Source organism: Variovorax sp. PvP013 (assembly GCF_050435945.1).
Classification (GTDB): domain Bacteria; phylum Pseudomonadota; class Gammaproteobacteria; order Burkholderiales; family Burkholderiaceae_C; genus Variovorax.
Window position 1 is genome coordinate 490,448 of the sequence record NZ_JBNDLF010000002.1, and the last position, 22,642, is coordinate 513,089.

At 71.5% G+C, this 22,642-nt stretch carries 22 protein-coding genes; 5 read left to right on the forward strand and 17 right to left on the reverse strand.

The features are described from left to right. Nucleotides 1-4: 4 nt before the first annotated feature. Nucleotides 5-805 (reverse strand): alpha/beta fold hydrolase, encoded by an 801-nt coding sequence (locus tag ABID77_RS10085; RefSeq protein ID WP_429594577.1) that lies wholly within the window; start codon nt 803-805, stop codon nt 5-7. A gap of 163 nt (nt 806-968) precedes the next feature. On the opposite strand from ABID77_RS10085, the gene ABID77_RS10090 reads away from it, so the two are divergent. After that, nucleotides 969-2,372 carry an HD-GYP domain-containing protein gene (locus tag ABID77_RS10090; protein WP_429594580.1) on the forward strand — a complete coding sequence of 468 codons (1,404 nt, stop codon included), beginning with the start codon at nt 969-971 and terminating at the stop codon, nt 2,370-2,372. Here the strand turns inward: ABID77_RS10090 and ABID77_RS10095 are convergent. Genes ABID77_RS10095 through ABID77_RS10115 form a run of 5 tightly spaced genes read right to left on the reverse strand, consistent with a single transcriptional unit; the run spans nt 2,296 to nt 5,297 of the window. Further along, nucleotides 2,296-2,691: a TfoX/Sxy family protein gene (locus ABID77_RS10095; protein ID WP_429594583.1), complete on the reverse strand. Its 396-nt coding sequence runs from the start codon at nt 2,689-2,691 to the stop codon at nt 2,296-2,298. The genes ABID77_RS10090 and ABID77_RS10095 overlap by 77 nt on opposite strands. Before the next feature lie 27 nt (nt 2,692-2,718). Beyond that, entirely contained in the window at nt 2,719-3,513 is a 795-nt protein-coding gene (locus ABID77_RS10100) for an NYN domain-containing protein (RefSeq protein ID WP_429594586.1), read from the reverse strand. A 41-nt stretch (nt 3,514-3,554) separates the two neighbouring features. Continuing rightward, nucleotides 3,555-3,800, reverse strand: a complete 246-nt coding sequence (locus ABID77_RS10105) for a DUF1272 domain-containing protein (RefSeq protein ID WP_429594589.1) — start codon at nt 3,798-3,800, stop codon at nt 3,555-3,557. 17 nt (nt 3,801-3,817) lie between these two features. Further along, entirely contained in the window at nt 3,818-4,408 is a 591-nt protein-coding gene (locus ABID77_RS10110; protein WP_429594592.1) for an NADPH-dependent FMN reductase, read from the reverse strand. Nucleotides 4,409-4,457: 49 nt separating this feature from the next. Beyond that, the gene (locus ABID77_RS10115) at nt 4,458-5,297 is read right to left on the reverse strand and encodes a UPF0149 family protein (RefSeq protein ID WP_429594595.1); all 840 of its coding nucleotides are present in this window, start codon (nt 5,295-5,297) and stop codon (nt 4,458-4,460) included. 277 nt (nt 5,298-5,574) lie between these two features. On the opposite strand from ABID77_RS10115, the gene ABID77_RS10120 reads away from it, so the two are divergent. Next, a complete protein-coding gene (locus ABID77_RS10120; protein ID WP_429594798.1) occupies nt 5,575-7,296 on the forward strand; it encodes an FMN-binding glutamate synthase family protein in 1,722 nt (573 codons plus the stop codon). Then, nucleotides 7,293-8,228 carry a hypothetical protein gene (locus ABID77_RS10125; protein WP_429594598.1) on the forward strand — a complete coding sequence of 312 codons (936 nt, stop codon included), beginning with the start codon at nt 7,293-7,295 and terminating at the stop codon, nt 8,226-8,228. Before ABID77_RS10120 ends, ABID77_RS10125 begins: the two co-directional genes overlap by 4 nt. Nucleotides 8,229-8,253: 25 nt before the next feature. On the opposite strand, the gene ABID77_RS10130 is transcribed toward ABID77_RS10125, so the two are convergent. The 9 genes from ABID77_RS10130 to argS all read right to left on the reverse strand — a co-directional run bounded on the left by ABID77_RS10130 (nt 8,254) and on the right by argS (nt 18,162). Continuing rightward, on the reverse strand, nt 8,254-9,114 hold the full coding sequence (locus ABID77_RS10130; RefSeq protein ID WP_429594600.1) for a hypothetical protein: 861 nt from the start codon (nt 9,112-9,114) through the stop codon (nt 8,254-8,256). Between the two features lie 261 nt (nt 9,115-9,375). Continuing rightward, nucleotides 9,376-9,819 (reverse strand): PIN domain-containing protein, encoded by a 444-nt coding sequence (locus ABID77_RS10135; protein ID WP_429594801.1) that lies wholly within the window; start codon nt 9,817-9,819, stop codon nt 9,376-9,378. A 70-nt stretch (nt 9,820-9,889) separates the two neighbouring features. Beyond that, on the reverse strand, nt 9,890-11,212 hold the full coding sequence (locus tag ABID77_RS10140) for a THUMP domain-containing class I SAM-dependent RNA methyltransferase (RefSeq protein WP_429594603.1): 1,323 nt from the start codon (nt 11,210-11,212) through the stop codon (nt 9,890-9,892). A gap of 13 nt (nt 11,213-11,225) precedes the next feature. Continuing rightward, entirely contained in the window at nt 11,226-12,866 is a 1,641-nt protein-coding gene (gene rpoN / locus ABID77_RS10145) for an RNA polymerase factor sigma-54 (protein WP_429594606.1), read from the reverse strand. 212 nt (nt 12,867-13,078) lie between these two features. After that, entirely contained in the window at nt 13,079-13,882 is an 804-nt protein-coding gene (gene lptB / locus ABID77_RS10150) for an LPS export ABC transporter ATP-binding protein (RefSeq protein ID WP_429594803.1), read from the reverse strand. Nucleotides 13,883-13,902: 20 nt separating this feature from the next. Further along, the gene (lptA, locus tag ABID77_RS10155) at nt 13,903-14,622 is read right to left on the reverse strand and encodes a lipopolysaccharide transport periplasmic protein LptA (protein ID WP_429594609.1); all 720 of its coding nucleotides are present in this window, start codon (nt 14,620-14,622) and stop codon (nt 13,903-13,905) included. 288 nt (nt 14,623-14,910) lie between these two features. Next, entirely contained in the window at nt 14,911-15,567 is a 657-nt protein-coding gene (locus tag ABID77_RS10160) for a thiol:disulfide interchange protein DsbA/DsbL (RefSeq protein WP_429594806.1), read from the reverse strand. 134 nt (nt 15,568-15,701) lie between these two features. Next, on the reverse strand, nt 15,702-16,433 hold the full coding sequence (locus tag ABID77_RS10165; protein WP_429594612.1) for an SPOR domain-containing protein: 732 nt from the start codon (nt 16,431-16,433) through the stop codon (nt 15,702-15,704). A gap of 43 nt (nt 16,434-16,476) precedes the next feature. Beyond that, complete coding sequence (gene argS / locus ABID77_RS10170; RefSeq protein WP_429594614.1) at nt 16,477-18,162, reverse strand: arginine--tRNA ligase; 1,686 nt, start codon at nt 18,160-18,162, stop codon at nt 16,477-16,479. Nucleotides 18,163-18,304: 142 nt separating this feature from the next. Between argS and ABID77_RS10175 the strand changes: the two genes are divergently transcribed. Continuing rightward, nucleotides 18,305-18,688: a PsiF family protein gene (locus ABID77_RS10175; RefSeq protein WP_429594616.1), complete on the forward strand. Its 384-nt coding sequence runs from the start codon at nt 18,305-18,307 to the stop codon at nt 18,686-18,688. 76 nt (nt 18,689-18,764) lie between these two features. Here ABID77_RS10175 and ABID77_RS10180 read toward each other — a convergent pair whose 3' ends face one another. Further along, nucleotides 18,765-19,217 carry a DUF2214 family protein gene (locus ABID77_RS10180; RefSeq protein WP_429594619.1) on the reverse strand — a complete coding sequence of 151 codons (453 nt, stop codon included), beginning with the start codon at nt 19,215-19,217 and terminating at the stop codon, nt 18,765-18,767. Beyond that, complete coding sequence (locus ABID77_RS10185; RefSeq protein ID WP_429594622.1) at nt 19,214-20,218, reverse strand: LysR family transcriptional regulator; 1,005 nt, start codon at nt 20,216-20,218, stop codon at nt 19,214-19,216. Before ABID77_RS10185 ends, ABID77_RS10180 begins: the two co-directional genes overlap by 4 nt. A 221-nt stretch (nt 20,219-20,439) precedes the next feature. On the opposite strand from ABID77_RS10185, the gene ABID77_RS10190 reads away from it, so the two are divergent. Next, a complete protein-coding gene (locus ABID77_RS10190) occupies nt 20,440-22,617 on the forward strand; it encodes a malate synthase G (protein WP_429594624.1) in 2,178 nt (725 codons plus the stop codon). Nucleotides 22,618-22,642 lie beyond the last annotated feature (25 nt).

Genomic DNA, 22,642 nt, shown 5'->3' on the forward strand with positions numbered 1-22,642 from the left:
GCCGTTATTTCGCCTGCGCCGCCTTGACGATCAGGTCGGCCACCGCACGCGGCTGCGACTGCATCGGCACGTGGCCGGTGGGCACCTCGACGGTCGTCGCGTTCAGCTTCTTCGCCAGGTCGCGTTCCAGCTGCGGCTGGATCATGCGGTCCTTGGCCGCAACGAGGTAGTAGTTGGGCTTGGTCTTCCAGGCCACGACGGTCACCGGCTCGGCGAAGGCCTTGCTCTGGATCGGGCCCTGGGTCGCCGCCATGACGCGCAGGGTGGCGCGCGGCAGGTCCTGCGCGAACTCGGTGGCGATGTCCTCCGGCGACATCGACAGGAAGCCCGCCGCGTCGGCCTTGACCTTCTGGATGCCGGTGGTCGGCGGGTAGTCCTTGCCGACGTCGGCCGAGGACTGGCCCTCGGAGGGCGCGAGCGCCGCGACGTAGACCAGCGCCTTGACCTTGTCGCCGGCGCCGGCCTGCGTGATCACGGTGCCGCCCCACGAGTGGCCCACCAGCACGACCTTGCCGGTCGCCGCGTCGATGGCGCGCTGGGCGGCGGCCACGTCGTCGGCCAGCGAGGTCAGCGGGTTCTGCACCGCCACCACCTTCAGGCCCTTGGCCTGCAGCAGCGGGATGACCTTGTCCCAGCTCGATCCGTCGGCGAATGCGCCGTGGACCAGCACGACGGTGGTGTCGCCCATCGCGGCGGCGGCGGTCGGCGCCGCGGCCTTGCCGGCGGCGAGGGCGGGCACGCAGGTGGCGGCGGCCAGGGCGAGGGCGGCGGCCAGGAAGGTCTTGGAAGCGGTGGGGTGCGTCATGCGAAAGATCCGATCGAGTGAAGGCATGGAAGTTAACGTCGGCACCTCGATTGGTGAATTCGATTGATCGAATCCCATCGATATCCAAATCCAATGCGAAGGATTTGGCATTCGGCTGCGACGCCGCTTCAAGTCGCATGCCGGCCCTGCCGATATCCCCGTCATGAAGCCCTCCCACTACCGCCTGAACATGGAAGCGAGCCCGGATGCGACCCCGGCGGCGCCCCCGGGTCCGGCGGTCGCCGGCCTGCGACTGTCCGAACTCATCGGCTCGCTCAGCCACGCGCTGGACATCACCGAGGGCCAGCCGCGCGGCCACTGCGTGCGCGCCTGCTGGATCGGCATGCACATCGGCCGGCAGATCGGGCTCGACGAGGCGTCGCTGCGCGACCTCTACTACACGATCCTGCTCAAGGACCTGGGCTGCAGCAGCAACGCCGCGCGCATCTGCGAGCTCTACATGACCGACGACCTGAGCTTCAAGCGCGACTTCAAGACCGTCGGCGACAGCCTGCCGCAGATGCTGAGCTTCGTCTTCAGCCACACCGGACTGAAGGCCGGCCTGTCCGACCGGCTGCGCGGCATCGTGAACATCATGCGCAACGGGCCGCGGATCGCCGACGAGCTGATCCAGACGCGCTGCACGCGCGGCGCCGACATCGCGCGCCAGCTGCGCTTCGGCGAGCCGGTGGCCGAGGGCGTCGGCAGCCTCGACGAGCACTGGGACGGCGGCGGCCGGCCGCAGCACCTGGCCGGCGAGCGCATCCCGCTGTACGCGCGCATCGCGCTGCTGTCGCAGGTGATCGACGTCTTCCACACCGCCGGCGATGCCGACGCCGCGATCCAGGAGGCCCGGCGCCGCGCCGGCGGCTGGTTCGACCCGGCGCTGGTCAAGGCCTTCGAGCGCGTCGCGCTGGACCCGGCGTTCTGGCGCCACCTGGCCTCGCCGGGCGTCGAGGCGCTGGTGTTCGCGATGGAGCCGGGGTCGGGCCGCGTGGTGCTCGACGAGGACTACCTCGACGACATCGCCGAGGCCTTCGGGCAGGTGGTCGACAGCAAGAGCCCGTTCACCAGCGGCCACAGCGCGCGGGTGGCCGACTACGTCGAGGCCATCGCAGCCGACCTGGGCATGGCGCCCGAGCGGCGCCGCTGGCTGCGCCGGGGCGCCCTGCTGCACGACGTCGGCAAGCTGGGCGTGAGCAACTCGGTGCTCGACAAGCCGGCCAAGCTCGACCAGGAGGAATGGGTGTCGGTGCAGCAGCACGCGCAGCACACCGAGGCCATCCTCTCGCGCATCGGCGCCTTCGAGGAACTCGCGCGCATCGCGGCGGCGCACCACGAGCGGCTCGACGGCAAGGGCTACCCGCGCGGCATCGGCGCCGACCGGATCTCGCTGGAGACCCGCATCATCACCACCGCCGACATCTTCGACGCCATTTCCGCCGACCGCCCCTACCGCGGCGCCATCCCCGTGGAGGGCACGCTGGAGATCATGGCCGGGAGCGTCGGCACGGCGATCGACCCGGACTGCTTCGAGGCGCTGAAGCGGGTGGTGCGGCGGGCGTGACGCCCGAACGCGCCGCGGCCTCCCAGGCGCGCCGGCCCCAGAGCGCGGCGGCCTCGCGGTCCTCGAACACCTCGGGCGGCGCCTCGCGGTAGGAGGTGCGGACCGTCCGGTCGCCGCGCGCGTAGGCGAAGGCTTCCAGTCGCAGCGCCTCGAACGCCTCGACGCTGCGCGCGTCGGTTTTCAGGTAGAGCCGGTCGCGCACCACCACCGCGAACATGCGGCCCGCGTGGAACACGCCGTGGCCGCCGAACATCCGCCGCAGTTCGACCGGGCCGAGCGGCTCGAAGAGTTCGTGGAGTTGGGCGGTGAAGTCATTCATGGCCATGGCTCGACGGAGGTGATGTGATCAATGCCGACTCTCCGGCGTCGCATCGGGGAAAGGACTCACGGCCCAATGCCCTCCTGGCTCTTGCTTGACCGACAGTCGGTCGTAGGTCTTCACCATTTCCAGCAAGCCCGAATGCCCGAAGAGCTTGGGTGAGAACGCAGGATCGACGCGCTTGAGGTAGCTGCCGAGTGCACCCAGGTGGACCCTGTTTTCCGACGTGTCGCTCGACAGCAGCGTCACGGCCTCGACGACGAACAACGGCCGACGCTTGACCACCGGCCTGGCGGCCTCCGGTCGTGGTGCATCGGCACGGATCGGTTCCGCCTTCGCCGGAGCCTTGTCGAGAGGATCGACGGCCGGCTCGGGCGGCGGCTCGGGTCGGGTCCACTCGAAGAACTGGTCGCTCGCATTGCGCAATGCGTCCGGCGTCTTCGCCTCGCCGACGATGCAGACCGTCGCACCGCGCTCGCGGAGCTTGCGGCACAGGTAGGCGAAGTCGGAGTCGCTGGTGACGAGGCAGAAGATCTCGGCGCGCTGGTCGAACATGGCCTCCATCGCATCCAGCGCGAGCGCGATGTCGGCCGTGTTCTTGCCCGCGGCGTACTGGAATTGAAGGCACGGCGTGAATGCAAGGCGCACGAGCGCCTCCTGCCACCTGTTCGCCAACGTCGAATGATTGCCATAGCCCCGTCGCAGCACCACCCGCCCGAATTGCGCGATGACGCGCAATGCATGTTCCAGGATCTCGGGCGAGACGTTGTCGCAATCCACGAGCACCGCGACCCTGGCTTCCCTGGCATGACCTGCACTCATCTCGATGCGCCCCCTGATCGACCTTGAACGCCCAGGCGAACTCAGGCCGCCCCGCAGCCCCCGGGCCTGAACACCCGTTCGGTCGACGCCGGCGCGTTGGCCAGCTTGCCCGCCGGCCGGCGCGGGCGCGGCAGCAGTTCGCCGCCGCAGTTGGGACAGGCGCCGGCCAGGCGCCGCGTGGCGCAGTCGGCGCAGAAGGTGCATTCGAACGAGCAGATCCGCGCGTCGGCGGCGTCGGGGGGCAGGTCGCGGTCGCAGCATTCGCAGCCGGGGCGCATCTGGAGCATGGCGGGGCCTTCCGGAATCAGTAGGGCACGGCCTTGCGCGCGCGCTGCTCGCGCGCCGCTTCGGTCCACCACGCCAGGTCTTCGGCGAAGCGGCCGAAGGCGCGGTCGAGCGATTCGCCCGGCTTGCCGACCGGTCGGGCCTGCTCGTCGAGCGTCTGCGCGATCGGGCCGACGGCCAGCGTGCTGGAGACCACCACCATGCCCATCTCCGAGAGGATCGGATGCCAGGCCGCGCCCGCGCGCACGCCGGAGAAGCGGCCGGCCGAATAGCTCGCGATGGCCGCCGGGCGCCAGAACCACTCCTCCAGGAAATGGTCGGTCAGGTTCTTCAGGCCGGGCTGCGGGCCCCAGTTGTATTCGCCGGTGACGAAGACGAAGGCGTCGGCGGCGCGCAGCTTGCCGGCCAGCGCCTCCATCGCCGCCGGGGCCTCGCCCGGCGGGTATTCCTTGTACATGCGGTCGAGCAGCGGCAGGCCGACGGCCCGGGCGTCGATCAGTTCGGCCTCGGCGCCGCGCGCCGTCAGGCCGGCGACGACGTAGTCGGCCAGGCGGATGCCCTGGCGGTCGCGCCGGTACGAGCCGTAGAACACCAGCACCTTGTCGGCCATGGACGTCGCTCCTGGGAGTCGGGTTGGAATGGGAATCGGAGGGCGCCGCTCAGGCGCCGTGGCACTTCTTGAACTTCTTGCCGCTGCCGCACGGGCACGGGTCGTTGCGACCCGGCGCGGCCTCCTTGCGGATCGTCTCCTGGCGCGGACCCATGCTCTTCCAGAGCTGGCGCAGGTCGTAGACGGCCCAGATCGCCTCGCCGAATTCGTCGAGCCGGCGCTGGCTGACGCTGGGCGGGCCGTCCTCGCTGAACATCGAGACCTCGGGCCTGCCGGTGTCGTCCTCGGTCAGCGCGACGATGGCGTCGAGCGCGTCGTCGAGCATGCCGGCGGCCTCCTTGTCGCGCGGCGCGGCCCAGTCCTCGGGCCAGTTCTCGACCGCGAACATGAAGCCCAGCGCCCACACCTGGGCGAACGACGGGATGGCCTCGCCCGCGACCTCGGCGCGCTCCTCCTCGGGCAGCGAGGCGATGGCGCCGCGCGTGTCGAGCACCTCGGGCTGGTAGGCGCGGTCGTCGTCGAGCGCCTCCACGGCGGCGTCGAGCGCGGTCTCGATCTCCTTCCAACGGCGCTTCCAGTGCCACACCAGCTCCATGTTGCGCGCGGCGACGAAGTCCTCGCCGAAGATCATCGGGAAGTACTCGGTGGGCGGCACGGGGCGGCGCGAGCAGATCAGCGCGGCCATGAAGCCCTCGCAGAACTCCCACTGCGGGACCTCGTCGTCGCTCTCGCGCAGGGCGTCGAGCAGGCTGTCGAGCAGGTCGAAGTCCTCGGGGCCGAGCGGCTTGTCGCCGGTGAGGGCGGGCAGCGGCGTCGACGATGCGGTGCCGCCGGGGGCGGCCGGTTCGGCGGGGACGTCGGAGGGCAGGTCGGAGGCGGGCGTGGTCATGGCGGGATCGGACGGGTGGGCGCACGGGGCGCACCGGGGGGAAAGGAAGGGACTTCGCGGGGGCGCTCGGCCGGCGAAATCGGCCCTCTATGATGCAGCAGGCTCCCGGAGACCGATCATTCCCGCTTCTACTTTTTCGCCCTTCCCGGTCCGCTACACGGTCCTCGCGCTGTGCGCGGCCGGTTTCGCGGCCGGCCTGGGCGGCCTCGCGCTGGCATCGCCGGCCTCCGCCGGCCCCGGCTGGATCGCGCTGGCGGCGGTCTCCGGCGCCTTGACGATGCTGGGCCTGCGCGACCTGCGGCAGTCGCGCCACGCCATCCTGCGCAACTACCCGGTGGTGGGCCACCTGCGCTTCCTGCTCGAGTACGTCCGGCCGGAACTGCGCCAGTACTTCATCGAGAGCGACCGCGAGGCGGCGCCCTTCTCGCGCGCGCAACGCTCGCTGGTCTACCAGCGCGCCAAGGGCGAGCCGGACAACCGACCCTTCGGCACGCAGCTCGACGTCGGCGAGACCGGCTACGAGTGGATCAACCACTCGATGCAGCCGAGCCGGCTCGACGGCCACGACTTCCGCATCGTCATCGGCGGCGTGCCGGCGCCCGGTGCCGCGCCCGGCACCGGCTGCACCCAGCCCTACAGCGCCAGCGTGTTCAACATCTCGGCGATGAGCTTCGGCTCGCTGTCGGCCAACGCCGTGCTGGCGCTCAACCGGGGCGCCAAGCTCGGCGGCTTCGCGCACGACACCGGCGAGGGCTCGATCTCGCGCCACCATCGGGTCCACGGCGGCGACCTGATCTGGGAGATCGGCTCGGGCTACTTCGGCTGCCGCGAGGCCGACGGCCGCTTCAGCGAATCGCGCTTCGAGGAGAACGCGCGCGATCCGCAGGTGAAGATGATCGAGATCAAGCTCAGCCAGGGCGCCAAGCCGGGCCACGGCGGCGTGCTGCCGGGGCCGAAGGTGACGGCCGAGATCGCCGAGGCGCGCGGCGTGCCCGAGGGCGTGGACTGCATCTCGCCGTCCGGCCACAGCGCGTTCTCCACGCCGGTGGAGATGATGCATTTCGTCGAGCGGCTGCGGCGCCTGTCGGGCGGCAAGCCCACCGGCTTCAAGTTCTGCCTGGGCCATCCGTGGGAGTGGTTCGCGATCGTCAAGGCGATGCAGGCGACCGGCATCACGCCCGACTTCATCGTGGTCGACGGCGCCGAGGGCGGCACCGGCGCGGCGCCGGTCGAGTTCATCGACCACGTCGGCGTGCCGATGCAGGAGGGGCTGCTGCTGGTGCACAACACGCTGGTGGGCACGAACCTGCGCCATCGCATCGCCATCGGCTGCGCCGGCAAGGTGATCACCGCCTTCGACCTGGCACGCGTGATGGCGCTGGGCGCGGACTGGTGCAACGCCGGGCGCGGCTTCATGCTGGCGCTGGGCTGCATCCAGGCGCAGACCTGCCACACGGGTTTCTGCCCCACCGGCGTGACCACGCAGGACCCGGTGCGCCAGCGGGCGCTGGTGGTGCCCGACAAGGCCGAGCGCGTGCGCAACTTCCATCGCTCGACGCTGCACGCGCTGCAGGAACTGGTGCAGGCCGCCGGGCTCGCGCACCCGCGCCAGATCACCGCCCACCACATCGTGCGGCGCATCTCGGCCACCGAGGTGCGGCTGCTGAGCAACCTGGTGATGCAGGTCGCGCCGGGCGCCCTGCTCGGTCCGCTGGACGACCAGCACACGGTGTTCCGCAACTACTGGCCGCTGGCGAGCGCGCACAGCTTCCAGGCGGTCGACCCCCATGCGCCGGACGCGCAGGCCGCCGCCGGCCGGACGCCCGCCACGGCCTACGGCCTGGTCGCCGACCCCGTGCCGGCCTCGCGCGCCAGCGCCGACATCGCCCGCGACATCTGCGCCCGCGACGCCGACGGCGCGCCACGCCCCCTCGCGCCCGCGCCGGCCGCCCCGCCGCCCGCCACGACCGCTCCCACCGAGACCGCTCCCACCGAATGAACCCCTTCCGACGCCGCGCCCGCGTCGCCGCGCCGGAGCACCCGACGCCCGGCGAACGCGCCTCCTCCTCCCGACCCGTACCGCTCGCCGCGCCGGCGCCCGGCCAGCCACCCGCTCCCGCCCAGGTCCCGGGCGACTACGCCGGCTTCCTGCGCGCGATGCTGCCCCGGCAGTCGCGCGGCGTCGCCAGCCACCGCTTCGACGGCGAGCGCGTCTGGCTGAAGAAGGCCGGGCCGCGCCACGGCGCCTGGCGCTACCGGGTGCTCGGATTCATCGCCGCCGTGCTGCGGCTCGACGTGCTGCGCCCGGTGCCCAACCCGGGCGGCGAGGCGGCCATCGCCATCGAGGCGCGGCGCCTGCGCGAACTCGACGCGCTGGGCCTGCGCGTGCCGCGCGTGCTGGCGCAGCAGGACGACGGCCTGCTGCTGTCGGACCTGGGCGAGAGCCGCGCGACGGTGGTGGTGCTGCAGGAGCGCCTGGACCAGGCCGCCGCCGTCGGGCCGGCCGCGCTGCTCACGGTGTGGCGCGACGGGCTCGACGCCATCGCCGCCGTGCACGCGCGCGGCGCCTGCCTGAGCCAGGCCTTCGACCGCAACCTGGTGCAGTGCCCGGACGGCGTGATCGGCTACATCGACTTCGAGGACGACCCGCGCGCCACGCTCGGCCTGGCCGAATGCCAGGTGCGCGACTGGCTGAGCTACCTGCATTCCACCGCGATGCTGGTGCGCGCCGCCACGCCCCAGGCCGCCGGCGAGCACTGGCACGCCGCGCTGGCCGATGCCGACGCCACGGTGCGCGAGCGCATCGCCGCCGCCGCGCGCCGCATGCGCTGGCTGCGCCACCTGCCCCGGGGTCGGCGCTGGGGCCGCGACACCCAGCGCGTGCGGGCCTGCGCGCGGCTGCTGGCGCGCTGGCACGGCGCCGAGACCTGAGGCCGGGGCCGGAACCGACGTCGGCTCAGACAGGTCGACGACCGCCGCCGCCGGGCGCCGACGTCGCCCAGCGCGCGATGCGCCAGGTCAGCCACAGGCCGCCCACCGGCACGATCACCGTCTGCACCAGGAACACCACCATCAGGTCCACGATGCGGTCGGCCCAGGTGCTCGCCGAGGCCAGGATGGCGGCGTAGCCGGCCCGGAGGTCGGGCACGCCCTTCCACCAGCGCTCGAAGCGCTCGGTCAGGCCGCGCTTCTCCGCCACGGCGGGATCGGGCACGGCCTCGGGCGTCCGGTCGACCAGCGCCAACGCCGCGTCGTGCTGCGGCTTCATGTAGGCGACGTAGAGCCGCTCGTTGGCCAGCGCGATCGCCGGCACGGCGAACCGGGCGAGCAGCAGCAGCACCAGCGCCGGCTGCAGCCAGCGTGCGGCGCGGCCGTCGCGCCACGCCATCGCCGCGAACCAGAGCACGGCGACGACGCTCAGCGCCACCGCCACGGCGGGGGCGCCGCCGATGTCGAGCAGCACGCGCTGCACGCCGAACGCCACGCTGGCCGCCAGCATCGCGGTGGCGAAGTGGTCCACCAGCTCGTTGACGGGCTGCAGCACCTGACCGGGCGCCGTGCCCACGCCGACGCCGCCGGGCTTGACGTCGACCTGCGTGCCCTGCGCCACCGAGATCACCGCGCCCAGCGTGCGCGCGGCGGCGAAGGCCACCAGCGCGCGCTTGAGCCCGGCGTCGACGCTCGCGCGCGCCGGCTCGCTGAACGGCGCCGCCCACGCGCCCAGGAGGACGACGAGCGTGACGACGAGGGCGACCAGGCGGCGGGGCAGTGGGGAGGAAAAGGCCGAGGTCGGGGAAGGAGCGGACGACGAGTTCATGGCGGAGAGCTTAGGGGCCGCATCCCCGGTGCGGGTCCTGGTCCGACCCCCCTCTCCCGCTGGCGGGAGCGGGTTGGGGTGAGGGGGTCCACGCGCGCGCGGTACCTTGCAAAGGCCGCCGGATCGGATTCACTCCTCTCCCCTCCGGGGAGAGGTCGGGTGAGGGGCCGCGGGCGGTGGAGGCGCTGCGGCCTCGATGACCGCCGCCGGCCCCCACCCCCGCCCTCCCCCGGAGGGCAGGGAATCGGACAGGACGCGTGTTCAGCCGAAGGCCGGCGCCACCGCCACGCCCAGGGTCGCGAGCCGCTTCCTCATCGACAGCACCGCGCGGTCCTTGCTCAGCAGCCGCGCGCGGTGGGCGACGGCGAGGTCGATGAACATCTGGTCGTCGGTGTCTTTGCAGACGAAGGGTGCGCGCGGCGGCACGGCCGCGACGGTGCGCGCGACGGCGTCGAAGGCGGCCAGCACGGCCTCCGGCGCGCGCGCGTCGCGCAGCAGCCGCCGCGCGATCAGCGGATAGCCCAGCACGCGCGCCAACTCGGCGCGCATGGCCGGCGTGGCGATCCAGCGCAGCGCGCCCGCCGCCAGCCCGGCGTGCAGCGCCGCCCAGGATGGATCGGCGAACACCAGCAAGTCGAGCGCGATGTTGGTGTCGACGACGATGGGCGCCGGGGGTGCGCCACCGTCGCCGACGGCGACAGCCACGGCGCCGGCATCGGACGCGACGACGACGCCGCCCGCCGCCGTCACGGCAAGGGCCGCGGCGCCGCCGCCTTCAGGGCGCGCCACGGGGCGTGCGCGCCGAGCCCGCCACCATGTCGAAGCGGAACAGTCGGCACTCGATCGGCCCGTTCCACATCGGCACGCGGCGCGATTCCTTCAGGCGCATGCGCTTGGGGCACTGCAGGTCGGGCGTGAGCATCCAGGCGGTCCAGCCGGCGTAGTGCTTCTTCCAGTGGCTCGCGAGCTGGACGAAGAACTCGCCGCCGTCCTCGGTCTGCGCCTGCTCGCGGCCGGCGGCGGCGCGCGGCGCGGGCGCCTCGTCGTCGAACCCGCCGTCGCGCTGCGGCGGGCGCACCGGGCCGCCCCGCGCGCCGCGCGCGGCCACGCCGCCGACCTCGATGCGTTCGCCGTAGGGCGGGTTGAGCATGATCACGCCGCCCTCGGCCGGCGGCATGCGCTGCAGGGCGTCGCCGCCGCGGAAGTCGATGGCATCGGCCACGCCGGCGCGCTCGGCGTTGCGCTGGGCGAAGTCGACCATGCGGTGCGAGACGTCGCTGCCGAAGATGACGGGCGTCGCCGACCCCGCCGCGTCGCGGACGGCGGCCTGTTCGGACTCGGCCTTGAGCGCCGCCCAGACGTGGGCCTGGAACGGCAGCAGCTTCTCGAAGCCGAAGCGCCGCTGGCCGCCGGCGGGCAGGCCGCGCGCGATCTGCGCCGCCTCGATGGCGATGGTGCCGCTGCCGCAGCAGGGGTCGTACAGGGGCGCCGACGAGACCTCGCCGGTCTCCGGGTTCCACCAGCCGCTGGCCGCCAGCATCGCCGCCGCCAGCGTCTCCTTCAGCGGCGCGTCGCCCTTGTCCTGGCGCCAGCCGCGCTTGAACAGCGGCTCGCCGGAGGTGTCGATGTAGAGCGTGCAGGTGTCGGTGGTGAGGTGGGCGAAGACGCGGCAGTCGGGCCACTGCGTCTCGATGCTCGGGCGCACGCCGCCGGCCTTGGCGCGGAAGCGGTCGGCGATGGCGTCCTTGATGCGCAGGGTGGCGAAGTTCAGGCTGGTGAGCGGACTGTGCTGCGCCGTGGTCTCGATCTTGAAGGTCTGCCTGGGCGTGAACCAGATCTCCCAGGCCACGCCGCCGGCGATGGCGTAGAGGTCGTTCTCGCTGCGGTATTCGCCGTGGGCCAATTCCACCAGCACGCGCTGGGCGAGCCGGCTGTGCAGGTTGAGTTCGAGGGCGTCGCGCCACGAGCCGCGCACGAACACGCCGCCGCGCGAGGACATCAGATCGTCGCCGGCCAGGCCGGTGAGGTGGTGGACCTCCTGGGCCAGGAAATCCTCGACGCCGGCGGCGCAGGGCAGGAAGAGTCGCAGTTGGTTCATGGTGGGGATCGGGTCAGAGCGCCTTGCGCAGGTTGGCCGGCGCGATGCGCAACGCCTCGCGGTACTTGGCGACGGTGCGCCGCGCGCATTCGATGCCCTGCTCCTTGAGCATCTCGGAGATCTGGCTGTCCGACAGCGGCTTCTTCACGTCCTCGGAGCCGACGAACTGCTTGATGAGCGCGCGCACGGCGGTGCTGGAGGCGTTGCCGCCGGTCTCGGTGCCCAGCGCCGAACCGAAGAAGTACTTCAGCTCGACCGTGCCGAAGGGCGTGGCCATGTACTTGGCGGTGGTCACGCGGCTGATGGTGGATTCGTGCAGGCCCAGCTCGTCGGCGATCTCGCGCAGCACCAGCGGACGCATGGCCAGCTCGCCGTGGATGAAGAAGCTCTTCTGGCGCTCGACGATGGCGTTGGACACGCGCAGGATGGTGTCGAAGCGCTGCTGGATGTTCTTGATGAACCAGCGCGCCTCCTGCAGCCGCTGCGACAGCGCCTGGCTGCCCTCGCCCTTGTGCTGCTTGAGCGCCCCGGCGTAGATGTCGTGCACGCGCAGGCGCGGCATGACGTCCGGGTTGAGCGCGACGCGGAACTTGACGTTCGTGCCCCGCCCGGTGCGCGTGACGATCACGTCGGGCACGACCACGTTGCGCTCGACGTCGACGAAGCGCCGGCCCGGCTTGGGCTCCAGCGTCGCGACGAGCTGCAGCGCGGCGCGCACCGTCTCCTCGTTGCTGCGCACCAGCGTGGCCAGGCGCTTGAAGTCGCGCCGCGCGAGCAGCTCCATCGGCTGGCGGCACACGGCGATGGCGACGCGGCGCACCTGCGCGACCGCCTCGGACTCGCCCGGCCGCGCCAAGGCGCGCAGCTGGATCGTCAGGCATTCGCCCAGGTCGCGCGCGCCGACGCCCACCGGCTCCAGGCTCTGCAGCAGGCCGAGCGCGACCTGGAAGTGATGCACCAGGCCGTCGAACTCGTCGTTGTCGTCGCCCGCCAGGCCCGAGGCCAGCGCCGGCAGCGAGTCCTCCAGGTAGCCGTCGTCGTTGAGGGATTCGATGAGGAAGGCCAGCGCGGCCCGGTCGTTCTCGCCCAGGCGCAGGCTCAGGGCCTGCCGGTGCAGGAAGGCCGGCAGTGACTCCTGGTTGCGCGCGAACTCGGCGGCGTCGGCGCGCTCGCCGTCGTCGTTGGAAGCGGTGTTGCGCGCCGGCGCGTCGCCGCCCCACTCGCTGTCGTCGGGCGCCATGTCGACGGTGCCGTCGCCCTCCCAGTCGGGCTGGGCATCGGCGGCGGCGGTGGAGTCGACGGCGTCGGCGCTCGGCGCGTCGCCCTCGGTCGACGACGAGGTGGCGGTCGACGCGGCGGACGCCGTGGCCGCGGCGCCGTCGAGGAACGCATCGGCCTGGGCATCGGCGCCCGACCCGGCGAAGTCGTCGCCGTCGCCGTCGTCGCGCCTGGCCGGCGCATCGGCCGCGTCGACGCCGAACTCCTCGCGCGCGGCCTCCTCCATCGTGCGTTCGAGGAACGGGTTCTCGTCGAGCATCTGCTCGACCTCCTGGCTGAGTTCGAGCGTCGACAGCTGCAGCAGCCGGATCGACTGCTGCAGCTGCGGCGTGAGCGCCAGATGCTGCGAGACGCGGAGGGAAAGGCCTTGTTTCACGGGCGTGGGATCGATGCGGCGGGAAGGATCGAGGAAGTCAAATCAATACGGATGCGTTGAAGAAGGAACGAATGGAAGGCGAGGCGCCAGCCGAAGCCTTCCTGCGCCAGAAGCACCGCGGAACCGGCTCCGCCGGGCCGCCGGTGCTGCCCCCGGTAGGGGGGAGGCGAAGGCGACACGCAGTGCGCCGCAGCCTGGGGGCGAGCAACCAGCTACATCTTGAAGTGCTCGCCCAGGTAGACCCGCCGCACTTCCGCGTTGTCGACGATCTCCGAGGGCGTGCCCTGCGCCAGCACGTGACCGTCGCTGATGATGAAGGCGTGGTCGCAGATGCCCAGGGTCTCGCGCACGTTGTGGTCGGTGATGAGCACGCCGATGCCGCGTCCCTTCAGGAAGCTCACGATGCGCTGGATCTCGATCACCGCGATCGGGTCGATGCCGGCGAAGGGCTCGTCCAGCAGGATGAAACGCGGCTGCGTGGCCAGGGCGCGCGCGATCTCCACGCGCCGGCGCTCGCCGCCCGACAGGGCCAGCGCGGGCGAGTTGCGCAGGTGCTCCACGCGCAGGTCGGCCAGCAGTTCCTCCAGGCGCTCGTCGATGCGCTGCTTCGACAGCGGCGCCATGCGGCCGCGCGCGTCGGGCTCCTCCTGCAGTTCCAGCACGGCGCGCACGTTCTCGCGCACCGTGAGCTTGCGGAAGATCGAGGCCTCCTGCGGCAGGTAGCTCAGGCCCATGCGCGCGCGCTTGTGGATCGGCATGTGGGCGATCGGCTCGCCGTCGATGCTGATCTCGCCGGCGTCGGCGCGCACCAGGCCCACGATCATGTAGAACGAGGTCGTCTTGCCCGCGCCGTTGGGACCGAGCAGCCCGACGACCTCGCCCTTCTGCACCTGCAGCGAGACGTCCTTGACCACCTTGCGGCTGCCGTAGCTCTTCTGCAGCCCGTGGGCGATCAGGCGGCTGACGACCGGCGCCTTGGCACCGGCGTCGGATCGGGCCGGTGCGCCGGCGCCCACGAGGTTGGCGTCGATGGCGCTCACTGGGCCGGGGCTCCGTTGCCGCCGCCGAGCGTGGTGCTGGGGCGCAGGCCGCGACCGGCCGGCGCGGCGGGCGGCGGGGCGGGCGCGGCCGGCGCACCGGCAGCGCCCTCGGTCGCCGCGCGCGGCGTCAGGACGGCGCGCACGCGCCCGCCCTGCGCGCCGGCCGCGACGCTCGCGCCCGGCGGCACCGAGGTGCCGTTGACGGTGAAGGTGTCGTTGCTCTGGTCGTAGATGATCATGGCGCCGGTCGTCTCGTCGTTAACCTTGCTGCCGATGAGGCGGCGCATCACGGCGCGGCGGATGAACTTCACGTTGTCGGCGCGGCTGTCGTACTCGATGACCTCGGACTCGCCCTCGGTCCACTCGTCCGTGCCGCTGTCGCGCTTCTGCTTGTAGTAGGCCAGCTTGCCCGGCGCGGCGGTGACGATGCCGTACTGGTAGCCCTCCGGGTCCTGGCGCACGTCGATGCGCGCGCCGCGGATGATGATCGTGCCCTTGGTCACCAGCACGTTGCCGGTGAACACGCTGGTCTGCTTGAGGTCGTCGTAGCGCAGGGCGTCGGCCTCGATGTTCATCGGCTTGGTCCGATCGGCCTTCTCGGCCCGGACCGGCGCCGACACGCCCGCCAGCAGCGATCCCAGCACCAGCGAGGCGATCAGCGCGACGGTGGAACGCGTCAGCTTGGAAGTAGTGGAAAGCATTAATCGCAGGTTCATGGATGCAGGGAGGACACGAGGGACTCTGAAACTCTGGCACCGCACGGGCGCAAAGGCACGAAACTTGCTCGACGATTGTATGCGCCCGTCCCCGCGCACCGCCTCGCCCAAAACAAAGCCCGCCGAGGCGGGCTGGATGGCCTGCGCGCCGAGGACCGCCCCGCACGACCTTCGAAACCGTCACTCCTCAAATGCCGGGGATACCGGGGAACCGGCTCCGCCGGGCCCCTGGTATCGCCCCCTGAAAGGGGGTTGGCAAAGCGACACGCAGTGCGCGAAGACTGGGGGTCAGCCTTTCCTGGCTTCGACGATCAGCCCGTCCGTCACTTGCAGCGCGCGCTCCAGCGACCCGGCCGTGCCGCCGTCGACATAGAAGCGGCCCGCCACGCCCAGCGCCGGCACGCCCTCGACCTTGTAGTCGGTGGTCAGCTGCATCGCCCGCTTGGCCTTGCCCACGACCGTGAACGACTTGAACAGCTCGTTGAACTTCTTCATGTCGACGCCCGGCTGCTTCTCCATCCAGGCCGTGATGCCGGCGTCGCCCGTGAGCGGCTGGCGCTGCTGGTGGATGGCCTGGAACACCTTGAGGTGGAGTTCGTCGAGCTTGCCCATCGCCTCGAGCGTGTAGTAGAGACGCTGCTTGGGCTCGGTGTCGTTGCCCACGAAGGGCACCGGGATGCGCTTGAAGACCACGTCCGCCGGCAGCTGCTTGACCCAGCTCTCCAGCCGGGGCTCGAAGGCGGCGCAATGCGGGCAGTTGTAGGAGAAGAATTCGACGACCTCGACCTTGCCGGCGGGCGAATCGGTCGGCGCGCGCTTGCCCAGCACCTGGTAGTCGGTGCCGGCCTTGGGCGCGCCGCCCTGGGCGTGCGCGACACCGGTCGTGGCGGCCACGGGCAGCAGCGCGATCGAGGCGGCGGTCAGCGAGAAGTCACGGCGTTTCATCATCATCAAAAATTCTCCTGTAGGGCTGAGAGGAGCCGGAAGGCCGGCGGGGAGTTCCCGCGCGGCGTGCCGCCGGGTCCCGGGAGGTCGGCCGGGACGGCCCGGCGTTCGGAAGGAAGAGCGGGAGGGCGTCGTCAGCGCTGGACGCGCACCAGGTTCGATTCGAGTCCGCCGCTGTCGAGCCGTTCCTTGAGGCGGTCGGCGTCGTCCTTCTTGTTGAACGGGCCGGCGCGCACGCGGTAGACGGTGCGCCCGGCCTGCTCGCGCTCGGTGACGCGGGCCTCGACGCCCATCAGCGACAGCTTGGCGCGCTGGGCGTCGGCGTCGTCGTTGCTGCGGAAGGCGCCGGCCTGGACGAAGTACATGAACGGATCGGCCTCGCCCGCCGCCGGAGCGGCGGTGCCGGCGCGCGCGCGCGCCAGGTCGCCCAGCGGATCGCTCGACGCCGAGGGGATGCTGGCCGTGGTGGTCGAGGGCTTCACCTCGGCCGGCACCGGCGCGCGCGTGGCGCGTGCCGTGTTGCCCGCCGCGCCGCCGCTGCCGCCGCGCGCGTCGGGCGCCACGGTGACGGGCACCGGACCCGAACCGGTGGTGCCGTCCGAGACGGGGGGATTGAGCGGTCCGACCGTGGCGGGCTGCGTCGGCGTCGTGCGGGCGGCCTTGCCCGAGAGCGGCGCGTTCGGATTCCAGTCGCGGTTCTTGCGCGCCTCGGCCTCGTCCTGGTCGGCGCCCCCGCGCTGGGTCTTGTTCATGAACGGGACCGGCACCTTCGTCACGTAGAGCGCGATGCCGAGCGCCACGCCCAGACCGACGACGATGCCGATGATCAGGCCGATGGCCGTGTTGCCGCGTTGTCTGTGTTTCATGGTCGGGGAAGAAGAGAACCGAGAGAACCGGGGATCGGGACGATCACATCTTGCGCGGCGCGCTCACGCCGAGGACCGCGAGGCCATTGTGCAATACGCGTGCCGTGGCGGCGACCAGCGCCAGGCGGGCCCGCTTGACCGCCTCGTCCTCGACCAGGATGCGCTCGGCGTCGTAGTAGCTGTGGTAGCTGGCGGCGAGTTCGCGCAGGTAGAAGGTGACGTCGTGCGGCGCGAAGTCGCGCGCGGCGGCGGTGAGCATCTCCGGGTACTTGGCCAGCATCAGCATGAGCGCCTGGGCCGGCGCGCTGTCGAGCGCCGACAGGTCGGCGTCCGCGAGGGCCGCCTCGTCGCCGCCCCAGGCCGCCAGCACCGAGCAGATGCGCGCGTGCGCGTACTGGACGTAGTAGACCGGGTTGTCGTTGTTCTTCGTCACGGCCAGGTCGACGTCGAAGGTGTATTCGGTGTCGGGCTTGCGCGATAGCAGGAAGAAGCGCACGGCGTCGGTGCTGGTCCACTCGATGAGGTCGCGCAGCGTGACGTAGCTGCCGGCGCGCTTGCTGATCTTGACTTCCTCGCCGCCCTTGACCACGCGCACCATGGTGTGGAGCACGTAGTCGGGATAGCCCTCGGGGATGCCGACATCGGCGGCCTGCAGGCCGGCGCGCACGCGCGCGATGGTGCCGTGGTGGTCGGTGCCCTGGATGTTGACGACGCGGTGGAAGCCGCGCTCCCACTTGGCGATGTGGTAGGCCACGTCGGGCACGAAGTAGGTGAAGCCGCCGTCGGACTTGCGCATGACGCGGTCCTTGTCGTCGCCGTAGTCGGTCGACCTGAGCCACAGCGCGCCGTCCTGCTCGTAGGTCTTGCCGGCGTCGACGAGCTTCTGCACGGTGGCCGCCACGCGGCCGCTGGTGTAGAGGCTCGACTCCAGGTAGTAATGGTCGAACTTCACCTGGAACGCGCGCAGGTCGAGGTCCTGCTCGTGGCGCAGATAGGCCACGGCGAACTGGCGGATCGCCTCCAGGTCGTCGATGTCGCCCGTGGCCGTGACCTCGCGGTCGTCGGCCTTGACGGTCTTGCGGGCCTTGAAGTCGGCGGCGATGTCGGCGATGTAGTCGCCGTTGTAGGCGGCGGCCTTCTCGCCGCTCGGCCACTCGGGGTCGCCGGGCTTGAAGCCCAGCAGGCGCAGCCGGGTGCTCGCGGCCAGCGTCTGGATCTGCACGCCGGCGTCGTTGTAGTAGAACTCGCGCCAGACGTCGGCGCCCTGGGTCGCCATCAGGTTGCAGATGGCGTCGCCGAGCGCGGCCTGACGGCCGTGGCCGACGTGCAGCGGGCCGGTCGGGTTGGCCGAGACGAACTCGACCAGCACGCGCTCGCCGGTGGGCGGGCGACGGCCGAAGTCCGCGCCGGCGGCCAGCACCTCGCGCACCACCTCCTGCTTGGCCGCCGTCTTCAGGCGGATGTTGAGGAACCCGGGGCCGGCGATGTCGACGGCCTCGACCCAGCGATCGAAGACCGGCGTGGCGCGCAGCGCGGCGGAGATCTCCTCGGCCAGTTCGCGCGGTTTGCGCCCGAGCGGCTTGGCCAGCTGCATGGCCGCCGTGGTGGCGAAATCGCCATGCGCCGCGACCTTGGGGGATTCGAAGACGGCCCGGGCGCCGGCACCGGGGGAGAAGGATTCGAGCGTGCTCGCAAGGGCGGCGAGCAGCTCCTGTTTGACCAATAGCATCGACGGATTTTACCGGGGCGCTCCCGGCCCCCCGGCGGGTGTCATCCGCGTCGATCATGCGGGCGTTAACCAAAGTGGTCACTTTCAGAGCAGTTGACCAGCTTGTACGTTCTTATTCTTAATCCTCCAAGGACTCCGCACCATGAAGACGTTTCTCTCCCTGATCGCCCTGGGCGCCTGTCTTTCCTTCGGCGCGGCGCAGGCCCAGCCCGCGGCTCCGATGTCGGCGCCCTCGGCCGCGCCGCAGTCCTCGGCCCCGGCCCAGTTCCAGAACGCCCCCGATCGCGCGCCGACCGCGCAGCAGAACAAGATGACGGCCTGCAACAAGGACGCCGCCGGCAAGAAAGGCGACGAGCGCAAGGCGTTCATGAAGCAGTGCCTGTCGGCCGCCGGCACGCCCGTCGCCGCCAAGGCGACGCAGCAGGACAAGATGAAGACCTGCAACACCGGCGCCACCGACAAGAAGCTCAAGGGCGACGACCGCAAGACCTACATGAAGGCCTGCCTGAGCACGCCCGCCGCCTGACATCGGCCCGGCCCATCGCGCGCGGCGCCCGGAGCGATCCGGGCGCCGCGCTGCTTTCCGGATGCTCAGCCCCGCATCATTTGCCGTAGCCGCGCGCCAGGAACACGGCCAGCAGCGGGATCACGGCGATGATGTGCGCCTGCACCATGACCAGGCGCCGCGTCTTCGCGATCTGCGCCTCGCCCGGCAGGCTGCCGTCGGCGCGCAGGGCCTTGCGCCAGCGCAGGAAGGTCAGCGTCGGGAAGATCGAGATCACGCCGACCACCACGAACAGCGTGAGCTTCATGTGCAGCAGCGGGTTGCTCCAGTACCACGCCGTGCCCTTGACGCCCAGCAGCGTGCGCGCCAGCCCGGTGGCCAGCACCGCCAGCGCGGCGAAGCCGTAGACGCGGTCGACCCGGGCCAGGCGCTCGACCACGGCGGCGTTGAGCCACTGCACGCGGCACAGCGCGGCCTCGCTGGCGACGAAGACGACCATCGTCAGGATGGCCAGCAGGTGCAGGTAGGCGAGGATGGCTTCGAGGGTCATCGGGGGGACTCCGTGGGGGCTGGGGCGCGCGGGGCGGGTCGCGCCATTGTGCGGGGCGCCGGGCCCGCGCCGGCCCAGAAATCGGCGCGGCCGTATTCCGCCTTCAGGAAGTCCAGCCACAGCCGCACGCGCAGCGGCAGGTGCTTGGCGCCGGGGAACACGGCGTAGATGCCGTTGGGCGGCGCGGCGAACTCGTCGAGCAGCGGCACCAGAGCGCCGGCCTCGATCTCGGCGTCGATCTCCCAGGTGCTGCGCCAGGCGATGCCGTGGCCGGCGAGGCACCAGTCGTGCAGTACCTGGCCGTCGCTGCAGTCGAGCGGGCCGTGCGGCTTGAGGTGCACGGTCGTGGCGGCGTCTGTGCCGCCCGCGCCGTCCTGGGTGGGCACGCGGAAGGCCCAGCCGCGCGTCTGCGAGGCGTCGCTCGACAGCGTCAGGCAGGCGAAACGCGCCAGGTCGGCCGGATGGCGCGGCGTGCCGTGGCGCTGCAGGAAGGCCGGCGTGGCGACGCAGCGGCGGCGGTTGTCGGCCAGCCGCAGGCTGACCAGCGACGAATCGGGCAGATCGCCCACGCGCACGGCGCAGTCGAAGGCCTCGCCCGCCACGTCGACCACGCGGTCGCTCAGGTTCAGGGAGATCGTGACCTCCGGATGCAGGGCGTGGAAGCGCGGCACCAGCGGCGCGACGTGGCGGCGCCCGAAGCCCGCCGGCGCCGTCACGCGCAGATGGCCGCGCGCCTTCAGGCCGCCCGCACTGACACCGGCCTCGGCGTCGGCGACGCCCGCCAGCAGGCGCTGGCAGTCCTCCAGGAAGGCGCTGCCCTCGTGCGTGAGCGTCAGGCGCCGCGTGGTGCGCACCAGCAGCTTGACGCCCAGCCGGGCCTCCAGGGCGTCGATGCGCCGGCCGATGATCGCGCTCGCCACGCCCTCGGCGCGCGCCGCCGCGGCCAGGCTGCCGCGAGTGGCGACGGCGACGAAGGATTCGAGCTGGGTGAGGCGGTCCATGCAAGGATTATCCAAGGCCGATCGACAGTCTGGCCGCCGCTGGATGGTCGATTACCCTCATCCATGTCACGAATCCAAGGCGGCGGCGGTGCTCGATCTTCGCGCGTCGATCTCCTAAAGTACGACATGCGTCACGCGGCGAAGCGCTTACGCTTGCCGCCCGCCGACCAGCGCGCTCCGCGCCGGTCGGTCCGGCCCCCTTTTCTTTCAACGAGGTTCCCATGTCCGATCGCACCACCGTCCACGGCCTCCAGGTCGCCAACGAACTCCATCGCTTCATCGAGGACCGGGTGCTGCCGGCCACCGGCGTCGACAGCGCCGCCTTCTGGAAGGGCTTCGACGCCATCGTGGCCGACCTGGCGCCGAAGAACGCCTCGCTGCTGGCCGAGCGCGACCGCCTGCAGGTCGAGCTCGACACCTGGCACAAGCTCAACCCCGGCCCGATCACCGACATGCCGGCCTACCGCGCGCACCTGGAGAAGATCGGCTACCTGCTGCCGCAGCCGGCCGACGTGCAGGCCACCACCGCCAACGTCGACGCCGAACTGGCGCAGCAGGCCGGCCCGCAGCTGGTGGTGCCGATCCTCAACGCGCGCTACGCGCTCAACGCCGCCAACGCGCGCTGGGGCTCGCTCTACGACGCGCTCTACGGCACCGACGCCATCCCCGAGACCGACGGCGCGGAGAAGGGCAAGGGCTACAACCCGGCGCGCGGCGCCAAGGTCATCGCCTTCGCCCGCGACGTGCTCGACCAGGCCGCGCCATTGGTCAACGGCTCGCACAAGGACGCCACCGGCTACGCCGTGAAGGACGGCGCGCTGGTCGTCGCGCTGCACAGCAGCAGCACCGGCCTCAAGGACCCGGCCGCGTTCGTCGGCTACCAGGGCGACGCCGCCGCGCCTTCGTCGGTGCTGCTCAGGCACAACGGCATCCACCTGGACCTGCGCATCGACCGCACGACCGCCATCGGCAAGACCGATCCGGCCGGCGTGTCCGACCTGGTGCTGGAAGCCGCGCTGTCGACCATCCTCGACCTGGAGGACTCGGTGGCGGTGGTCGACGCGGCCGACAAGGTGCTGGCGTACTCGAACTGGCTGGGCATCATCGAGGGCACCCTGACCGAGCAGGTCGACAAGGGCGGCAAGACCTTCACGCGCGGCCTCAACGCCGACCGCGAATACACCGGCGCCGACGGCAAGCCCCTGAAGCTGCACGGCCGCTCGCTGATGTTCCTGCGCAACGTCGGCCACCTCATGACCAACCCGGCGATCCTGTACGGCACCGCCGGCAAGGAGATCCCCGAGGGCATCCTCGACGCCGTGGTGACGACCACCATCGCCACCATCGACCTGAAGCGCAAGGGCAACTCGCGCACCGGCAGCGTCTACATCGTCAAGCCCAAGATGCACGGCCCGGCCGAGGTGGCCTTCGCCAGCGAGCTGTTCGGCCGCGTCGAGCAGCTGCTGGGCCTGCCGACCAACACCGTCAAGCTGGGCATCATGGACGAGGAGCGCCGCACCAGCGTCAACCTCAAGGCCTGCATCGCCGAGGCGGCCGCGCGCGTGGCCTTCATCAACACCGGCTTCCTCGACCGCACCGGCGACGAGATGCACACCGCCATGCGCGCCGGCCCGATGCTGCGCAAGGGCGACATGAAGACCACGCCCTGGATCGCCGCCTACGAGCGCAACAACGTGCTCACCGGCCTGTCCTGCGGCCTGCGCGGCAAGGCGCAGATCGGCAAGGGCATGTGGGCCATGCCGGACCTGATGGCCGACATGCTCAAGCAGAAGATCGCCCATCCCAAGGCCGGCGCCAACACCGCCTGGGTGCCCTCGCCCACCGCCGCGGTGCTGCACGCCCTGCACTACCACCAGGTCAGCGTGGCCGACGTGCAGAAGGAACTGGAGAAGATCGACGCCAACGCCGAGCGCGACCGCATCCTGAACGACCTGCTGCAGGTGCCCGTGGCGCCCAAGGCCGACTGGAGCGACGCCGACAAGCAGCAGGAGCTCGACAACAACGTCCAGGGCATCCTGGGCTACGTGGTGCGCTGGATCGACCAGGGCGTGGGCTGCTCGAAGGTGCCCGACATCCACAACGTCGGCCTGATGGAGGACCGCGCGACCCTGCGCATCTCTAGCCAGCACATCGCCAACTGGCTGGTGCACGGCGTGGTGACCTCGGCCCAGGTGAACGAGACCTTCGAGCGCATGGCGGCGGTGGTCGACGGCCAGAACGCCGGCGATGCGCTCTACCAGCCGATGGCCGGCAACTTCAAGACCTCGGCGGCCTACCAGGCGGCGCAGGACCTGGTGTTCAAGGGCGTCGACCAGCCCAGCGGCTACACCGAGCCGCTGCTGCACGCGTGGCGGCTGAAGGTAAAGGGCGAGGCCTGATCTAAAAAGGCGCCTCACGGCGCCT

What these genes read in the sequence shown, in the direction of transcription:
- ABID77_RS10085 (WP_429594577.1), bottom strand. Translation starts at nt 805, where the DNA reads ATGACGCACCCCACCGCTTCCAAGACCTTCCTGGCCGCCGCCCTCGCC.
- ABID77_RS10090 (WP_429594580.1), top strand. Translation starts at nt 969, where the DNA reads ATGAAGCCCTCCCACTACCGCCTGAACATGGAAGCGAGCCCGGATGCG.
- ABID77_RS10095 (WP_429594583.1), bottom strand. Translation starts at nt 2,691, where the DNA reads ATGAATGACTTCACCGCCCAACTCCACGAACTCTTCGAGCCGCTCGGC.
- ABID77_RS10100 (WP_429594586.1), bottom strand. Translation starts at nt 3,513, where the DNA reads ATGAGTGCAGGTCATGCCAGGGAAGCCAGGGTCGCGGTGCTCGTGGAT.
- ABID77_RS10105 (WP_429594589.1), bottom strand. Translation starts at nt 3,800, where the DNA reads ATGCTCCAGATGCGCCCCGGCTGCGAATGCTGCGACCGCGACCTGCCC.
- ABID77_RS10110 (WP_429594592.1), bottom strand. Translation starts at nt 4,408, where the DNA reads ATGGCCGACAAGGTGCTGGTGTTCTACGGCTCGTACCGGCGCGACCGC.
- ABID77_RS10115 (WP_429594595.1), bottom strand. Translation starts at nt 5,297, where the DNA reads ATGACCACGCCCGCCTCCGACCTGCCCTCCGACGTCCCCGCCGAACCG.
- ABID77_RS10120 (WP_429594798.1), top strand. Translation starts at nt 5,575, where the DNA reads ATGCTGGGCCTGCGCGACCTGCGGCAGTCGCGCCACGCCATCCTGCGC.
- ABID77_RS10125 (WP_429594598.1), top strand. Translation starts at nt 7,293, where the DNA reads ATGAACCCCTTCCGACGCCGCGCCCGCGTCGCCGCGCCGGAGCACCCG.
- ABID77_RS10130 (WP_429594600.1), bottom strand. Translation starts at nt 9,114, where the DNA reads ATGAACTCGTCGTCCGCTCCTTCCCCGACCTCGGCCTTTTCCTCCCCA.
- ABID77_RS10140 (WP_429594603.1), bottom strand. Translation starts at nt 11,212, where the DNA reads ATGAACCAACTGCGACTCTTCCTGCCCTGCGCCGCCGGCGTCGAGGAT.
- lptA (WP_429594609.1), bottom strand. Translation starts at nt 14,622, where the DNA reads ATGAACCTGCGATTAATGCTTTCCACTACTTCCAAGCTGACGCGTTCC.
- ABID77_RS10160 (WP_429594806.1), bottom strand. Translation starts at nt 15,567, where the DNA reads ATGAAACGCCGTGACTTCTCGCTGACCGCCGCCTCGATCGCGCTGCTG.
- ABID77_RS10165 (WP_429594612.1), bottom strand. Translation starts at nt 16,433, where the DNA reads ATGAAACACAGACAACGCGGCAACACGGCCATCGGCCTGATCATCGGC.
- argS (WP_429594614.1), bottom strand. Translation starts at nt 18,162, where the DNA reads ATGCTATTGGTCAAACAGGAGCTGCTCGCCGCCCTTGCGAGCACGCTC.
- ABID77_RS10175 (WP_429594616.1), top strand. Translation starts at nt 18,305, where the DNA reads ATGAAGACGTTTCTCTCCCTGATCGCCCTGGGCGCCTGTCTTTCCTTC.
- ABID77_RS10180 (WP_429594619.1), bottom strand. Translation starts at nt 19,217, where the DNA reads ATGACCCTCGAAGCCATCCTCGCCTACCTGCACCTGCTGGCCATCCTG.
- ABID77_RS10185 (WP_429594622.1), bottom strand. Translation starts at nt 20,218, where the DNA reads ATGGACCGCCTCACCCAGCTCGAATCCTTCGTCGCCGTCGCCACTCGC.
- ABID77_RS10190 (WP_429594624.1), top strand. Translation starts at nt 20,440, where the DNA reads ATGTCCGATCGCACCACCGTCCACGGCCTCCAGGTCGCCAACGAACTC.